The sequence below is a fragment of the Saccharothrix variisporea genome, assembly GCF_003634995.1.
GTDB lineage: Bacteria > Actinomycetota > Actinomycetes > Mycobacteriales > Pseudonocardiaceae > Actinosynnema > Actinosynnema variisporeum.
In genome coordinates, this window is the sequence record NZ_RBXR01000001.1 from 4,907,492 (window position 1) to 4,922,896 (window position 15,405).

Below are 15,405 nucleotides of genomic sequence, written 5' to 3' on the forward strand. Positions count from 1 at the left end.
TGAACGTGATTCACACCGGATTCCCCTTGCCGGCATGCGGGACGCGGGTTCCAATCCGGGGGACCAACGGAGGTGGACCTTGACGTCGATCGACGAGCTGCTGCGCCGCAACACCGAACTGGGCAACGCCGTCCCCGGCGACCGCTCATCGCCCAAGCCCTCGCTCCAGGTGGCCATCCTCACCTGCATGGACTCGCGCATCCGCGTGTTCGAGATCTTCGGGTTGAAGCAGGGTGAGGCGCACGTCCTGCGCAACGCGGGCGGTGTGGTGACCGACGACATGATCAGGTCGCTGGCCCTGTCCCAGCGCAAGCTCGGCACCCGCGAGGTGCTCCTGGTCCACCACACCAACTGCGGTTTGCAGCTGGTGACCGAGGACGAATTCAAGGACGAGCTGGAGCGCGACGCCGGCATGCGCCCGACGTGGTCCGTGGAGGCCTTCAAGGAGGTCAAGGACAGCGTCCGCAACTCCATGAACCGCCTCCGCCACAGCCCCTTCGTGCCGCACCGGGACAACATCCGCGGGTTCGTCTACGACGTGCACACGGGCGAGCTGACCGAGGTCGTCTAGGCCAGGAGCTCGGACGGGACCAGGACGGTGGCGAGCGTGCCCGGCTCGCCCCGCTCCTGGTCCTCCACGGTGACCCGGATGCCGTGCCGGGCGGCGAGGCGCGCCACCACGGCGAATCCCATCCGGTCGACGTCGAACCGGGTCTTCCCCGCCTCCCGGAACAGCTCGGCGGCCTGCGGCGACAGCCCCGCGCCGTAGTCCCGGACCGTGACGTGCACCCCGTTCCCGAACCAGGCGCGGAACGCCGCCAGCTCGACGCGCGTGTCGTGCGGGGAGTAGGCGGTGGCGTTGTCCACGAGTTCGGCGACCAGGTGGACCAGGTCGTTGACGGCCCGTCCGCGCACCTCCACCGGCGGCACGTCCCCGATCCACACCCGCGTGAAGTGCTCGACCTCGGCCACCGCCGCCCGCAGCACGTCGGAGAGCGGCACGGCGTGCGTGTACGGCCGCCCGCCACCCACGCCCGCGATGATCAACAGGCTTTCCGCGTCCCGACGCAGGCGGGTGGCCACGAGGTCGAGGTTGAACAGCCTGGCCAGTTGGTCGGGATCGTCCTCCTGCCGTTCGAGCGCGTCGATCAGGCCGAGCTGCCGGTCCACCAGGGCACGCGTGCGACGGGCGACGGACACCAGCAGCGCCGCCGCCTCGGCCGCACCGGACGCCTCCGGCACGGCCGCCACGGCGACCTGCGGGTCCGGGTCCTCCGCGAGGGACGCCAGGGCTTTGCGGGCCTCGCCGGCCGCCTGGTCGTCGTCGCCCCGGCTCAGTTCCAGGAGCGTCCCCACGACCGCGCGGCGGACCAGCGGGAGCGGGCTGCGCAGGGCCTGCACGACCTCCTCGGGCAGGCCGAACCCGACCCGGACGCCGTGCGGGTTGCGGGCCACCACCAGCCGGCCCTCGACCTCCGACTTCAGCGACGGCGTCTGGTTCGGGGTCGCGGCCTGCACGCGCTGGAAGGTGAAGTCGTAGAACTCCTCCACGTCGATCACGCCGTCGCCGCCCAGGTCCGCCGCGCCCGTGGTCAGGCCCTCGACCATCGCCGCGGTGAAGGTGGAGCGCGGTGCGCCGCCGCCCACGGGGTCGCCGCCCGGTTCGAACGAGTACTCCAGCGCCGACGACGACGTCATCACCGCGCAGCCCCGCCCGCCCAGGTCGTTCACCACGTCCACGCGCTCGCCCGCCCGGTGCCGGGAGCCGGCCGGGAAGGCGCCCGCGTAGCAGCAGTCCAGCAGCACCAGCACCTGGCGGCAGCGGGAGCGGTCGACGCGGTCGCGGACGAAGCGGGCCGGGACCGCGGTCGAGCCCAGCAGGTCGGCTTCGCTGTCGCTGACCGCCAGGTGCAGCTCGCCGCGCTCGTCCTTGATGCCGTGGCCCGAGAAGTACAGCAGCACCTGGTCGTCGAACCCCGCCTGCTTGAACAGCGCCTCGATCGACCGGTTGACCAGCGCCGCGGTGGCGTTGTGCAGCAGCTCCACCTGGTAGCCGCCGATGTCGGGATCGGCCAGCACGGATGCCAGCGCCTCCGCGTCCGCGCCCGGCGCCCGCAGTTGGCGGAACGTCGGGTCCTCGTAGCGGGAGACGGCGACCAAGAGCGCTAATCGACTCACAGCAACCGATTCTGGAACACTGGCGCCCGCTATGAGCCTGGACGCGCAGACCCTCATCGACTGGTTCGCCGACACCGCCCGCGACCTGCCCTGGCGGCGGCCCGACCGCACCGCCTGGGGTGTGCTGGTCAGCGAGATCATGTTGCAGCAGACGCCGGTCGCCCGGGTCGAGCCCATCTGGCACGAGTGGCTGGAGCGGTGGCCCAAGCCCTCCGCCATGGCCGAGGCCTCGCAGGGCGAGGTGCTGCGGGCGTGGGGCAAGCTCGGGTACCCGCGGCGGGCGTTGCGCCTGCACGCCGCCGCCCAGGCCATCGCCGCCGACCACAACGACGTCGTGCCGGACGACGTGGACACCCTCCTCGCGCTGCCCGGCATCGGCGCGTACACCGCCCGCGCGGTGGCGGCGTTCGCCTACGGGCAAAAAGTGCCGGTGGTGGACACGAACGTGCGGCGGGTCGTCGCGCGTGCGGTCCACGGGGCCGGGGACGCCGGGCCGCCGTCCACGACCAAGGACATGAGGGACGTCGAGGTCCTGCTGCCCGAAGAGGACGCGGCGGTGTTCTCGGCGGCCCTGATGGAGCTCGGCGCGATCGTCTGCACGGCCCGGTCCCCCCGCTGCGCGGACTGCCCGGTGTTCGAGACGTGCGCGTGGCAGCTCAACGGCCGACCCGCCTACGACGGCCCGGCCAAGGCGGTGCAGAAGTTCGCGGGCACGGACCGGCAGGTGCGCGGGCTGCTGCTGGACGTCCTGCGCGGCACGACCGAGCCGGTGGAGAAGGTCCGGCTGGACCGGGTGTGGTCCGACGCCGGCCAGCGCGACCGGTGCCTGGACTCGCTGCTGGTGGACGGCCTCGTCGAGCAGACCGCGGACGGCCGGTTCGCCCTGCCCGGGGAGCACTGACGTGCACGCGCTGGTGGTCTTCTTCGACGCCGAAGCGGACGCGAAGGTCCGCGAGCTGTGGCGGCGCATCGGCTCGACCTTCGAGTACCCGCCGCACCTGACCTTCGCCATCGCGGGCACGATCGGGCCGAAGGTGCGGGCCGAGCTGCGTGAGGACCTGTCGCGGCTGTGGCTGCCCGACCTGTACCTGCACACCCTGGGCGTCTTCTCCACCACCGAGAACGTGCTCCAGCTCGGCGCCGTGGTGGACGGCGAACTGCTGGCGGTGCACTCGGCCATCCACGACGTGCTGGCGGGCCGGGTGAAAGACCCGTACGCCTACTACCTGCCGGGCAACTGGGTCCCGCACTGCACCCTCGCGCACGGCATGGACGACGAGGAGCTGGTCAAGGCGTTCGCCGCCGTGCACCCGGTGGGGACGATCCGCGCCAAGGTCCGCGAGATGTCCATCGTGGACACTCAGACGGGGGAGATCGACCCGCTGAGGAAGGCCTCCACCGCGCCCCGGTAGACCTCCGGCGCCTCGTCGTGAACCACGTGCCCCGACTCGGGCACGACCAGGTGGTGCCCGCCGGTGCGCCGCGCCACCTCCGCCATCTGGCCTGGTCGCAGCCCGCCGCGACCGGCCTCGATGGTCAGCGTCGGGCAGCGGATGGCGTCCACGAAGTCCCAGTACGACCGCCGCCCCCACTCGGCCGCGATCTCGTACAGGTCGTCGAGGTCGGCGATCAGGTGCCAGCCGTCCGCGCGCTCCTCGAACATCTCCTCCACGCGCGGCACCTGGACCACCGACCGCACGTGCGCCAGGGACTGGAACACCGGCCACGAGTCGAAGTACCAGCGCCACTCGTCCACCGTCCGGCCGGTGTTGTCCGGCACGACGTCCTCCGCGACCACGCCCGCCACCAGGTCCGGCCGGGTGGCGGCGAGCGCCCACGCGTGCAGGCCGCCCATCGAGTGGCCGATGACGACGGCCGGCGCGAGGTCGAGGCGTTCGATCACGGCGGCGGCGTCGGCGACGAAGTCCTCGGTCCGGTAGGGACCCTTCTGCGGGTTGCGGCCGTGGCCGCGGGCGTCGGTGGCGACCACCCGGCCGTACGGCTTGAGCCACTGCGCGACCGTCCACCACGTCGACGCGCGGCTCATCAGACCGTGCAGCAGCAGGATCCCGCGTCCCGATCCACCGAACTCCGCAACGCTCATGCGTGCATCATGTCGGCATGGCACTGAGCCCCAAGGCCCGCCCTTACCTGCTCGTCACCGCGCTGGTGCTGGCGGTCGTCGGGGTGCTGGTGGCCAAGATGCCCGCGGAGACCGGGCGGCCCGTCGCCGTGCCGCCGACGAGCACTCCCCCGGTGGTGAACGAGGTCGGCGGGGACGGCGCGGGCGACCCGTACTACCCGCAGGACGGCAACTCCGGCTACGACGTCGGCGGCTACGACGTCTCCATCAGCTACGACCCGGCCACCCGGCACTTGGACGGGAAGGCGCGGGTCACCGCCGTGGCCACGGCCGACCTGAGCCGGTTCAACCTCGACCTCTACCAGCTGGAGGTCTCCGACGTGACGGTCGGGGAGGAGAAGGCGGCGTTCACGCGGGAGGGCGACCACGAACTGGTGATCACGCCGGCCCAGCCGCTGCGCCGCGACCAGCAGTTCGTGGTGACCGTGACCTACGCGGGCGAGCCCACCGTGGTCGAGGACCGGGCGCTGGGCCGCAGCGGCTGGCAGATCTCGTCCTCCGGTGGGGCGTTCGCGGCCGGCGAGCCGCACTCGGCGACCACCTGGTTCCCGGCCAACGACACCCCGCGCGACAAGGCCACCTTCAAGCTCGCCGCGCGCGTGCCGGACGGGTGGTCGGCGATCTCCAACGGCGTCGAGGAGGGCACGAGCAGCGAGGCCGGGTGGACGACGTTCCGCTGGAACGCGCCACAGCCGATGGCGACCTACCTGGCCACCGTGGCGATCGACAAGTGGACCTTCGACCGGTCCGCGCTGGCCGACGGGACGCCCGTGGTGAGCGCGTACGCGCCGGGCGCGCTGGACGCCCGCGACGACCACCGGCGGTTGCCCGAGGTGCTGGAGTTCCTGTCCGGGAAGTTCGGGCCGTACCCGTTCCAGGCCGCGGGCGGGATCTTCATCGCCGACAACATCGGGTTCTCGCTGGAGACCCAGACCCGGCCCATCTACGCCCAGTGGGCCGACCTGGACACGATCGTCCACGAGAACGCGCACATGTGGTTCGGCGACTCGGTGTCGCTGCGGTCGTGGGCGGACATCTGCCTCAACGAGTGCTTCGCCAGCTACGCCCAGTGGCTGTGGGACGAGGGCAAGGGCGGCGCGAACCTGGACGACCGGTTCCGCTCGGAGGTCGACCGCACCCGCAACCGCGACGCCTACTGGGGCCGCAAGCTCTACGACATGGGCCGCGGCAACGAGTTCAAGGGCGTCTACGACAAGGGGCAGCTCGCCATGCACGCCCTGCGCCGCCAGGTCGGTGACGAGTCGTTCTTCAAGGCGCTGCAGACCTGGACCGCGCAGCACCGCGACGGCAACGCGTCGTGGCCGGAGTTCGAAGCGCACGTCGAGCAGGTGTCCGGGCAGGACCTCGACGCGTTCTTCGCGGCGTGGTTCCGGGGCGCGGAGCTGCCGTCGTCCGACGACGTGCTGTACCCGGGCTCCCTGCGCCGCTGACTGCTACCGTCGGTGGCATGGCGGTTGTGAAGATCAACGCGATCCACGTGCCCGACGGTTCCGGCCCGGAGCTGGAGAAGCGGTTCGCCGCACGGCTCGGGGCGGTCGACTCGTCGCCCGGCTTCCTGGGCTTCCAACTGCTGCGCCCGGTCGCCGGCGACACCCGGTACTTCGTCGTCACGCACTGGGAGACCGACGAGGACTTCAAGAACTGGCTGGGCAGCGGTGCCCGCGAGGCGCACTCGGGCGAGCGCGCCAAGCCCGTGGGCACGGGCTCGGACCTCCTGGAGTTCGAGGTGGTCCTGAGCTCCGAACCCCAGCGTGACTGATCCTCTTTCCCAGGCCGCCGAGCTGATCGCTTCCGCCGACGACGTGCTGGTGTGCGCGGGGGCGGGCATGGGGGTCGACTCCGGGCTGCCCGACTTCCGCGGTGACCACGGGTTCTGGCAGGCGTACCCGCCGTACGAGCGGCTCGGGCTGAGGTTCGTGGAACTGGCCGACCCGGTGCACTTCGTGGAGGACCCGACGCTCGCGTGGGGCTTCTACGGGCACCGGCTCGACCTGTACCGCCGCACGGTGCCGCACGCCGGGTTCGCCGTGCTGCGGGACTGGGGCGCGCGGGTGTTCACGTCGAACGTGGACGGGCAGTTCCAGCGGGCCGGGTTCTCCGACGTCGCCGAGGTGCACGGGTCCATCCACCACTTGCAGTGCGTCGAGCCGTGCACGGACGACATCTGGCCGGCCGACGACGTGGTGGTGGAGGTCGACCCGGAGACCATGCGGGCTTCGACGCTGCCGTCGTGCCGGAACTGCGGCGGGTTGGCGCGGCCCAACATCCTGATGTTCGGTGACTGGGCGTGGGTGCCGGACCGGAGTCAGCGGCAGCTGGACGCGCTGACCGAGTGGCGGCGGGGTGCGCGGAACCTCGTCGTGCTGGAGATCGGCGCGGGGCTGGCGGTGCCGACCGTGCGGCGGCAGGCGGAGCTGGCCAGTGCCGCGTCCGGGGCGCTGCTCAGGATCAACCCGCGTGAGCCGGAGGTGCGGCACGGGCGCGGGGTGTCCCTGCCCATGGGCGCCCTCGAAGCCTTGACCGCCCTGGCGGCCCTCACCGGTGCTACCGGTCCGGGACGACGAACCGGGTGATCACCGCGCGGTGGTCGGATCCGGGGATGTCCACCACCTCGAAATCGTCCACCGGGCAGCGGCCGTCGACCAGGACGTGGTCGATGGTGACCGGCGGCGGCCACACACCCCCTCCGGACGGCCACGTCGGGTCGAGGCCCTTGCCGACCTGGTCGGCGGCGTCCACGTAACCCCGGTTGAGCAGGCGGCGCAGGCCGACGTGGTCGAGGGTCGCGTTGAAGTCGCCCGCGAGGACCCGCACGAGACCGCCGTGGTCGGGGCCGGGCAACCCCGCCATGTCCCGCTGCCACTGGTCCGGGCCTTCGGTGACGACCGGCGGCATCGGGTGGACGGACACGACTTCGATGTCCGCGCCCGGCAGGTCCACCAGGGCGCCCGCCTGGCCCAGGCTGCTCGGCGCGGCGAGCGCGCGGGCGGTGAGCGGGAACTTCGCGGCGATCCCCGCGCCCGAGGCACCCGGCGCGGCGTGGAACACGCGGTGCGGCAGGACGTCCCGCAGCCCGGCCCGGTCGAGGTCGGCGACCATGGCGGGAGTCAGTTCCTGGAGGCTCAGCACGTCGACGTCGCGGGCCCGGACCACCCGGACGACCGCTTCCGCGTCGGCCGTGCCGAGCAGCAGGTTCGCCGACATCACGTCGACCGCGAACCCCACCCCGTTCGGCCGCGAGTCGGGGAACGCCCGCGGCGCGACCGCCGACACCAGCACCAACGCGACCACCAGCACGACCGTGCCCACCGCCCACCGGCGGAGGACGAGGGCAAGGAGCCCGAGCAGCACACCGCCCGCGGTGATGTAGGGGGTGAGTGCCGTCGTGGCGATCATGTAGCGGGTGCCGTCGATGCCCAACAGCCGGAGCGCGGCGGCGGCGAGGAACGCTGCGGTGGCCGTGACCAGCAGGAACGTTGTGAGTTTGTGCCGACGACGGGGCAGTTGCCTGGGCTGGCTGTCACGTTCCCGGATGTCGACCACGACACCCAGTGTGCCCGGCGATCTAGGCTGCCCGGGTGAGAGTTGTGCTGACGGGCTTCGAACCGTTCGGCGGCGAGCAGACCAACCCGTCGTGGGACGCCGTGCGACAGGTCGTGCCGACCGGCTACGAGCTGGTGGTCGCCGAACTGCCGTGTTCGTTCGAGGAGTCGATCCCGACGTTGCGGGCGCTGCTGGTCGAACACGCGCCGGACGTGGTCATCTGCGTCGGTCAAGCGGGTGGCCGGGCGGCGATCACGCCGGAGCGGGTGGCGATCAACCTGGACGACGCGAGGATCCCGGACAACGCCGGTGCCCAACCGATCGACGTGCCGGTGGTGGCGGGCGGCCCGGCGGCGTACTTCACCACCCTGCCCGTCAAGGCGTGCGTGGCGGCGCTGGCGGAGGCGGACATCCCGGCATCCGTCTCCCACACCGCCGGCACTTTCGTGTGCAACCACGTGTTCTACGGCTTGATGCACTGGGTGGCGACCGAACGCCCGGACGTGCGCGCGGGCTTCGTGCACGTGCCGTACGCGCCAGAACAGGGCCACCCGGACAAACCAAGCCTCCCCATCGCCACGATGGCCAAGGCCCTGAACCTCATCATCACCACCACCCTCACCACCCCCACCGACCTCCCCACCACCGCCGGCACCCTGCACTAGGCCCGTGGCCCAGCGGCCCCCTCGCCGTGCTCGGCACCCGCCGGCACACCGACGGGGCCGCTTGGACGCTTGGAGGGAGGGCGGGAGGGCGGGAGGGCTGAGCGGGACGGCAGGCGCGGCTGGCAGGGCAGGCGGCTGCGGCACCGACGCGACGCAGCCACGCACAGGCCAGCGCGCGCCGCGGCACGAGCGCGGGCGGCGACCCGAGTGCGGGCGGCGGACACGAGCGCGGATGGCGGGCCCAGCGCGGATGGGTCTAGGGCGACGGCGAGCAGGGGTGCCGGAGCGGTGGCGGGTGTTGGCGGGGCGTGGCGGACAGCCGGGCACGGCGGGCGGCTGGGCACGGCCGGAAGCGGGCGGCAGGCAGGCGAGCGGGGGGACGGCGGGCAGCCAGCGGGCGCAGCCGGAAGCGGGCGGCCAGGCAGCCCGGCAGGGCGCGAAGCCTGCACGGCGGGCGCGGGCGGCCAGGCAGGTGCGCGCGGGCGGTATGCGAAGGGACAGGCAGCGTCATGCGGGCGCGGGCCAGCCTGGTTGCGGGCGCGGACCGGCCGGGCGGGTCAGCAGCGAGCGCTACGGGCGGAAACCCTGCGGGCTGGGCCGCGGTGGCGGCGCGGCTCCGGTGGCTGCGGCGGCGGGGCGGCGGCAGGGGCGGTGATGGAGCTCGGTGGCGGCGGTGATGCGGCGGCGGGCGGCAGCGGCAGTGGGGCGGTGGTGGTCGGCGGCGGCGCGGCGGCGGCGGTCGGCGGTGGCAGCGGTCGGCGGTGCGGTGGCGGCGGGGTGGGGGTTGGGTTGGCTTGGGTGTGGTGGCGGCTGGGGGCTGGGGGTGGGGGCCGCGCGTCCGTCTTCAATTCACGGGACGCCGGAGTTCGGGTTTGGTTCCCGATCCTGCATGTCACTCGATCGGCTGAAAGCCGCCGGAGTGGGAAAACGCCCCCCGGGAAGTCCCGGAGGGCGTTTTCACCGAAGGCACCGTCAGGCGGACTCGGAGTCCGAGTCGCCGGTGTCGCCGCCGGAGGTCGCCAGGTCGACCGGGGGTGCGTCGGGGACCCGGAGGGGCTTCGACTCGCCGCGGAAGACGAAGTGGGCCTTGTCGTCCGCCTCCGACTCGCCGTCCCAGCCTTCCACGTCGGTGATGATGATCTGGCCCGGCTGGATCTCGCCGAACAGGATCTTCTCCGACAGCTGGTCCTCGATCTCGCGCTGGATCGTCCGGCGCAGCGGCCGGGCGCCCAGGACCGGGTCGAAGCCGCGCTTGGCGAGCAGCTTCTTCGCCTTGTCCGTGAGTTCGATCGCCATGTCCTTGTTCTTCAACTGCTGCTCGACGCGGGCGATCATCAGGTCCACCATCTTGATGATCTCGTCCTGCGTGAGCTGGTGGAAGACGATGATGTCGTCGATGCGGTTGAGGAACTCGGGGCGGAAGTGCTTCTTCAGCTCGTCGTTGACCTTGTTCTTCATGCGCTCGTAGTTGGACGCCGTGTCCTGACCCGAGGTGAAGCCCAAGCCGACAGCCTTGGAGATGTCGGACGTGCCCAGGTTCGAGGTGAAGATGATGACGGTGTTCTTGAAGTCCACCGTCCGGCCCTGACCGTCGGTCAGGCGGCCGTCCTCCAGCACCTGGAGCAGCGTGTTGTACACCTCCTGGTGCGCCTTCTCGATCTCGTCGAACAGCACCACGGAGAACGGCTTCCGGCGCACCTTCTCGGTGAGCTGGCCGCCCTCTTCGTAGCCGACGTAACCGGGAGGGGCACCGAACAGGCGCGACGCCGTGTACCGGTCGTGGAACTCGCCCATGTCGATCTGGATCAGGGCGTCGTCCTCGCCGAACAGGAAGTTCGCCAGCGCCTTGGACAGCTCGGTCTTACCGACACCGGACGGGCCGGCGAAGATGAACGAGCCGGACGGGCGCTTCGGGTCCTTCAGGCCGGCCCGCGTGCGGCGGATGGCCTGCGACACGGCCTTGACCGCGTCGACCTGGCCGATGATCCGCTTGTGCAGCTCGTCCTCCATGCGGAGCAGACGGGTGGTCTCCTCCTCGGTGAGCTTGAACACGGGGATGCCGGTCCAGTTCGCCAGGACCTCGGCGATCTGCTCGTCGTCCACCTCGGCGACGACGTCGAGGTCGCCGTCCTTCCACTGCTTCTCCCGCTCGGCCTTCTGGCCGAGCAGCTGCTTCTCGGTGTCGCGCAGCTTGGCGGCCCGCTCGAAGTCCTGCGCGTCGATCGCGCTCTCCTTCTCGCGGCGCACGTCGGCGATCTTCTCGTCGAACTCGCGCAGGTCCGGCGGCGCGGTCATGCGGCGGATCCGCATGCGGGCGCCGGCCTCGTCGATCAGGTCGATCGCCTTGTCCGGGAGGAACCGGTCGTTGATGTACCGGTCCGCCAGGGTGGCGGCGGCGACCAGCGCGGAGTCGGTGATGGAGACGCGGTGGTGCGCCTCGTACCGGTCGCGGAGACCCTTGAGGATCTCGATGGTGTGCTCCAGCGACGGCTCGCCGACCTGGATCGGCTGGAACCGGCGCTCCAGGGCGGGGTCCTTCTCGACGTACTTGCGGTACTCGTCGAGCGTGGTCGCGCCGATGGTCTGGAGCTCGCCGCGGGCCAGCATCGGCTTGAGGATCGAGGCCGCGTCGATCGCGCCCTCGGCCGCGCCGGCGCCCACCAGCGTGTGGATCTCGTCGATGAACAGGATGATGTCGCCGCGCGTGCGGATCTCCTTGAGCACCTTCTTCAGGCGCTCCTCGAAGTCACCGCGGTAGCGCGAGCCGGCCACCAGGGAGCCCAGGTCCAGCGTGTAGAGCTGCTTGTCCTTGAGCGTCTCGGGCACCTCGCCCTTGACGACCATCTGGGCCAGGCCCTCGACGACGGCGGTCTTGCCCACGCCGGGCTCGCCGATCAGGACCGGGTTGTTCTTGGTGCGGCGGGACAGCACCTGCATGACCCGCTCGATCTCCTTGGTGCGCCCGATGACCGGGTCGAGCTTGCCCTCCCGCGCGGAGGCGGTGAGGTTGCGCCCGAACTGGTCGAGCACCAGGGAGGAGGACGGGGTGCCCTCGCCGCGGCCGCTGGACTCGGCGGCGCCTTCCTTGGTCGAGTAGCCGGACAGGAGCTGGAGCACCTGCTGGCGGACGCGGTTGAGGTCCGCGCCCAGCTTGACCAGGACCTGCGCGGCGACGCCCTCGCCCTCGCGGATCAGGCCGAGCAGGATGTGCTCAGTGCCGATGTAGTTGTGCCCGAGCTGCAGCGCCTCGCGCAGCGACAGCTCCAGCACCTTCTTCGCGCGCGGGGTGAAGGGGATGTGGCCGGACGGGGCCTGCTGGCCCTGGCCGATGATCTCCTCGACCTGCTGGCGGACGCCCTCCAGCGCGATCCCCAACGACTCCAGCGCCTTGGCGGCGACACCTTCACCCTCGTGGATCAAGCCCAGGAGGATGTGCTCGGTGCCGATGTAGTTGTGGTTGAGCATCCGGGCCTCTTCCTGGGCCAGGACAACCACCCGCCTCGCGCGGTCGGTGAACCTTTCGAACATTCGCACTCCCTGACTGCTGCGCCGGCGGTCCTCGGGCTCACCCACAGCGTTGGCCGTGGAGAGCGCGGCACCGTGGGACCACTGTAGTCGTCAGCCCCGACACTCTCAGTTCCCGTTCGCGTGCAGTCACCTTCGGGGATCTCTGACATCGGTACCAACGTGGGATCTGCCAGGCAGATTCCACGGATCGGGCGATGTCCGCTCAACGCGAACACCCCGCCGCTCGGCGTCCCGGTGGCGTGACCGGGGTCACCGTCGGCCACCGAGACGAGCAAACCTCGGTAAGGTTAGGCAAGCCTTAAGAACCGACCGCGAGGGCCTTCCACACATGACCGTACCGGCGAGGACACGAGCACGCGAAGCGCGCACGCCCATCGCCGGGTCGCTGGGCCGGGCGAACGCCCTCGCCGAGTGGTGCGAGGTGCGCTTCGGCCTCCCGGAGGACCCGGTCGGCTGGACGACCGCCGACGCCTTCATGGCCGAGCCCGCCCGGTTCGACGCCTGGCGGGCCGACCTGGGCCGCTGGCTGGTCGAGCACTACGGCGAGGCCCCGGAGCGCACGACGGCCGGGTACGTCATGAGCTGGTACCTCAGCGTCGTCGGCATGGTCGGCGGCACCCTGTTCCACCAGGCCCGCCGGGTGCCGTCGCTGCGGCCCTCCGACGTGGCCGTGCGGGTCGCCGACGACGGCCGCCCGCACATCGTGGCCGTGGCGCTGCTGGCCGAGGACTTCGCGTGCCTGCCCGACGACCCCGAGGGCGACCACCCGGCGGCCACCGTCGTGGCCGACGAGCACGCCCTGGCCGCCCTCCTGCGGGCCCGGTTCGCCGCGCACGCCGCCGAGTTCGTGCGGGCCTTCGGGCCAACCGTGCGGCTGGGCAGGCGGACGCTGTGGGCCGCCGCCACCGACGCCCTGGACGGCGCGGCCTGGCGGGCCGGTCAGCTGTGCGGCGACGAGGCCGCCGGTGTGGCGGACGCCGCCCTGCTCCTCCCGGACCGGATCGAGCCGTTCACCTCGGCCACGACCCTGCGCGCCACCCCGGCCGGCTGGACCCGGCGCCGCCAGAGCTGCTGCTTCCACTTCGCGCTGCCCGGCGCCGAGGTGTGCGACACGTGCCCGCGCGCCACCGCGCGTTGATCCGTTCGGCGGCATCCGTTCACAGAAGATCCACAAGTTCGCGCGACATCGTTGTGAACTTCACCTTCCGACGTCCGACGAAGATCTCCACCCCGAATACAACCGAGGGGCACCGGTCGAAACCGGTGCCCCTTCGTCGATTGACGTAATTGACGTGGCGTGCGCCACGACAATCACACCCTCAGCCCTGCTGGTGGTAGGCCTCCAGCACCTCCGCCGGGATGCGCCCGCGATCGGACACCTTCATCCCCTGCTTGCGCGCCCACTCCCGAATGGCCTGGTTCTGCTCGCGGTCCGCGGACGCGGGACGCGCCGCCTTGACCCCGGCCGGACGACCCGGACCGCGCTTGCGACCGCCCGCCTTGCGAGCACTGGCGACGAAGTCGGCGAGAGCGTCGCGGAGCCGACTGGCATTATCCGCGGAAAGGTCGATCTCGTAGGACACGCCGTCCAAACCGAAGCCGACCGTCTCCTCCGCCTTCCCACCGTCCAGGTCATCGACCAGGGTCACGGTGACCTTCTGCGCCATGCGTATCCTCCTGGACTCGAATGCGCGGTTTCCCCGACCGCGACCCAAAGCTTTACGGAGTGCAGGTTAGCGCACAAGTACCGCAATGCGCAGACCGGAGCCGAAGAAGTTACTCATTCCGGGCGCACGAGGGGGAACAGGATCGTCTCCCGGATACCCAGGCCGGTGATGGCCATCAGCAGTCGGTCGATGCCCATTCCGACGCCACCGCTCGGTGGCATTCCGTACTCCAGCGATCGCAGAAAGTCTTCGTCCACCGGCATGGCCTCGGCGTCCCCGGCGGCACTCAACCTGGCCTGGGCTTCCAGCCGCTCCCGCTCCACGACCGGGTCGACCAGTTCCGAGTAACCCGTGGCCAACTCGAATCCGCGCACGTACAGGTCCCACTTTTCGGCGACGCCCGGTTCCGTCCGGTGCTGCCTGGTCAGCGGCGAGGTCTCGACCGGGAAATCACGGACAAAGGTCGGCGCGTGCAGGTGGTCGCCCACCAGGTGCTCCCACAGCTCCTCGACCAGCTTGCCGTGCCCCAGCTTGGGGTCGGTCTCCAGGCCGTGGCGGTCGGCGAGCTTGCGCAGGTGCTCGGCGGGCGTCTCGGGCGTGACGTCCTCGCCCACCGCCTCCGACAGCGACCCGTACATGGTGAGCGTGGTCCACTCGCCGCCCAGGTCGTACTCCGTGCCGTCGGCCAGGGTCACCACGTGCGACCCGGCGACGGCCATCGCCGCCTCCTGCACCAGCTCGCGCGTGAGCACCGCGTTGGTGTCGTAGGTGGCGTACGCCTCGTAGTACTCCAGCATGGAGAACTCGGGCGAATGGGACGAGTCCATGCCCTCGTTGCGGAAGTTGCGGTTGATCTCGAAGACCTTCTCGATACCGCCGACCACGCACCGCTTGAGGTACAGCTCCGGCGCGATCCGCAGGAACAGGTCCATGTCCAGCGCGTTCGAGCGGGTGACGAACGGCCGGGCCGCCGCGCCGCCCTGCAACGTCTGCAACATCGGGGTCTCGACTTCGACGAATCCGCGCCGGTGGAACGAGTCCCGCAGGGACCGCACGACGGCGGCCCGGTTGCGCACGGTGTTGCGCGCCTGCTCCCGCACGATGAGATCGACGTACCGCTGGCGAATGCGGGTTTCCTCGGCGAGTTCCTTGTGCGCCACCGGCAGCGGGCGAAGGGCCTTGGCCGCCATCCGCCACTCGTGCGCCATCACCGACAGTTCACCGCGACGTGACGTGATGACCTCGCCGCGCACGAATACGTGGTCGCCCAAGTCGACGTCGGACTTCCATTCGCCCAGCGACTCCTCACCCACGTTGTTGAGGCTGAGCATGGCCTGGAGTTCGGTGCCGTCGCCTTCGCGCAGCGTGGCGAAGCACAACTTGCCGGTGTTGCGCAGGAACATCACCCGGCCGGTGACGCCGACGACCTCGCCGGTGGCGGTGTCGGGTTCCAGGTCCGGATGCGCTTCGCGGACCTCGCGCAGCGTGTGCGTGCGCGGCAGTTCGACCGGATAGGGGTCGACTCCGCGTTCCAGCAGCCGCGCCCGCTTCTCCCGGCGCACGCGCAACTGCTCGGGCAGATCGTCGTCACTGGTCACGGCTGGGTTCGCAGGCAGCTCACTCACGCCAAGAAGGGTACGGAAAGGCCGGTCGGGGAATC

Annotated in this window: 14 protein-coding genes; 8 read left to right on the forward strand and 6 right to left on the reverse strand. The window is 71.2% G+C overall.

Going from position 1 to position 15,405, the window contains the following annotated elements:
- Window positions 1–79: 79 nt before the first annotated feature.
- Window positions 80–571, forward strand: coding sequence for a beta-class carbonic anhydrase (locus tag DFJ66_RS21950; protein ID WP_121223534.1), 492 nt, complete (start codon window positions 80–82; stop codon window positions 569–571).
- Here the strand turns inward: DFJ66_RS21950 and DFJ66_RS21955 are convergent.
- Window positions 568–2,178: a caspase, EACC1-associated type gene (locus DFJ66_RS21955; protein WP_170199581.1), complete on the reverse strand. Its 1,611-nt coding sequence runs from the start codon at window positions 2,176–2,178 to the stop codon at window positions 568–570. The genes DFJ66_RS21950 and DFJ66_RS21955 overlap by 4 nt on opposite strands.
- 31 nt (window positions 2,179–2,209) lie before the next feature.
- Between DFJ66_RS21955 and DFJ66_RS21960 the strand changes: the two genes are divergently transcribed.
- Window positions 2,210–3,079 (forward strand): HhH-GPD family protein, encoded by an 870-nt coding sequence (locus DFJ66_RS21960; RefSeq protein WP_121223536.1) that lies wholly within the window; start codon window positions 2,210–2,212, stop codon window positions 3,077–3,079.
- A 1-nt stretch (window position 3,080) separates the two neighbouring features.
- Window positions 3,081–3,590: a 2'-5' RNA ligase family protein gene (locus DFJ66_RS21965; protein ID WP_121223537.1), complete on the forward strand. Its 510-nt coding sequence runs from the start codon at window positions 3,081–3,083 to the stop codon at window positions 3,588–3,590.
- Here DFJ66_RS21965 and DFJ66_RS21970 read toward each other — a convergent pair.
- Window positions 3,539–4,282, reverse strand: a complete 744-nt coding sequence (locus tag DFJ66_RS21970) for an alpha/beta fold hydrolase (RefSeq protein ID WP_121223538.1) — start codon at window positions 4,280–4,282, stop codon at window positions 3,539–3,541. The two genes, DFJ66_RS21965 and DFJ66_RS21970, sit on opposite strands and share 52 nt — an antisense overlap.
- 17 nt (window positions 4,283–4,299) lie before the next feature.
- Between DFJ66_RS21970 and DFJ66_RS21975 the strand changes: the two genes are divergently transcribed.
- From DFJ66_RS21975 to DFJ66_RS21985, 3 genes are read left to right on the forward strand one after another with little or no spacing between them, the layout of a single operon-like run.
- Window positions 4,300–5,772, forward strand: a complete 1,473-nt coding sequence (locus tag DFJ66_RS21975; RefSeq protein WP_121223539.1) for a M1 family metallopeptidase — start codon at window positions 4,300–4,302, stop codon at window positions 5,770–5,772.
- Window positions 5,773–5,789: 17 nt separating this feature from the next.
- Window positions 5,790–6,101 carry an antibiotic biosynthesis monooxygenase family protein gene (locus DFJ66_RS21980; RefSeq protein ID WP_121223540.1) on the forward strand — a complete coding sequence of 104 codons (312 nt, stop codon included), beginning with the start codon at window positions 5,790–5,792 and terminating at the stop codon, window positions 6,099–6,101.
- Window positions 6,094–6,915, forward strand: a complete 822-nt coding sequence (locus DFJ66_RS21985; RefSeq protein WP_246029853.1) for an SIR2 family NAD-dependent protein deacylase — start codon at window positions 6,094–6,096, stop codon at window positions 6,913–6,915. Before DFJ66_RS21980 ends, DFJ66_RS21985 begins: the two co-directional genes overlap by 8 nt.
- On the opposite strand, the gene DFJ66_RS21990 is transcribed toward DFJ66_RS21985, so the two are convergent.
- Window positions 6,887–7,885 carry an endonuclease/exonuclease/phosphatase family protein gene (locus DFJ66_RS21990; RefSeq protein ID WP_342776969.1) on the reverse strand — a complete coding sequence of 333 codons (999 nt, stop codon included), beginning with the start codon at window positions 7,883–7,885 and terminating at the stop codon, window positions 6,887–6,889. The genes DFJ66_RS21985 and DFJ66_RS21990 overlap by 29 nt on opposite strands.
- Window positions 7,886–7,920: 35 nt before the next feature.
- Here DFJ66_RS21990 and pcp point away from each other — a divergent pair, with 35 nt between their 5' ends.
- Window positions 7,921–8,550, forward strand: a complete 630-nt coding sequence (gene pcp / locus DFJ66_RS21995) for a pyroglutamyl-peptidase I (protein ID WP_121223542.1) — start codon at window positions 7,921–7,923, stop codon at window positions 8,548–8,550.
- A 972-nt stretch (window positions 8,551–9,522) separates the two neighbouring features.
- Here the strand turns inward: pcp and DFJ66_RS22000 are convergent.
- Window positions 9,523–12,078: an ATP-dependent Clp protease ATP-binding subunit gene (locus DFJ66_RS22000; RefSeq protein ID WP_121223543.1), complete on the reverse strand. Its 2,556-nt coding sequence runs from the start codon at window positions 12,076–12,078 to the stop codon at window positions 9,523–9,525.
- A 328-nt stretch (window positions 12,079–12,406) separates the two neighbouring features.
- On the opposite strand from DFJ66_RS22000, the gene DFJ66_RS22005 reads away from it, so the two are divergent.
- Window positions 12,407–13,216 carry a (2Fe-2S)-binding protein gene (locus DFJ66_RS22005; RefSeq protein ID WP_121223544.1) on the forward strand — a complete coding sequence of 270 codons (810 nt, stop codon included), beginning with the start codon at window positions 12,407–12,409 and terminating at the stop codon, window positions 13,214–13,216.
- A 181-nt stretch (window positions 13,217–13,397) separates the two neighbouring features.
- Here DFJ66_RS22005 and DFJ66_RS22010 read toward each other — a convergent pair whose 3' ends face one another.
- Window positions 13,398–13,745, reverse strand: coding sequence for a histone-like nucleoid-structuring protein Lsr2 (locus tag DFJ66_RS22010; RefSeq protein ID WP_073886911.1), 348 nt, complete (start codon window positions 13,743–13,745; stop codon window positions 13,398–13,400).
- Window positions 13,746–13,858: 113 nt separating this feature from the next.
- Window positions 13,859–15,370 carry a lysine--tRNA ligase gene (gene lysS, locus DFJ66_RS22015; RefSeq protein WP_121223545.1) on the reverse strand — a complete coding sequence of 504 codons (1,512 nt, stop codon included), beginning with the start codon at window positions 15,368–15,370 and terminating at the stop codon, window positions 13,859–13,861.
- Window positions 15,371–15,405 lie beyond the last annotated feature (35 nt).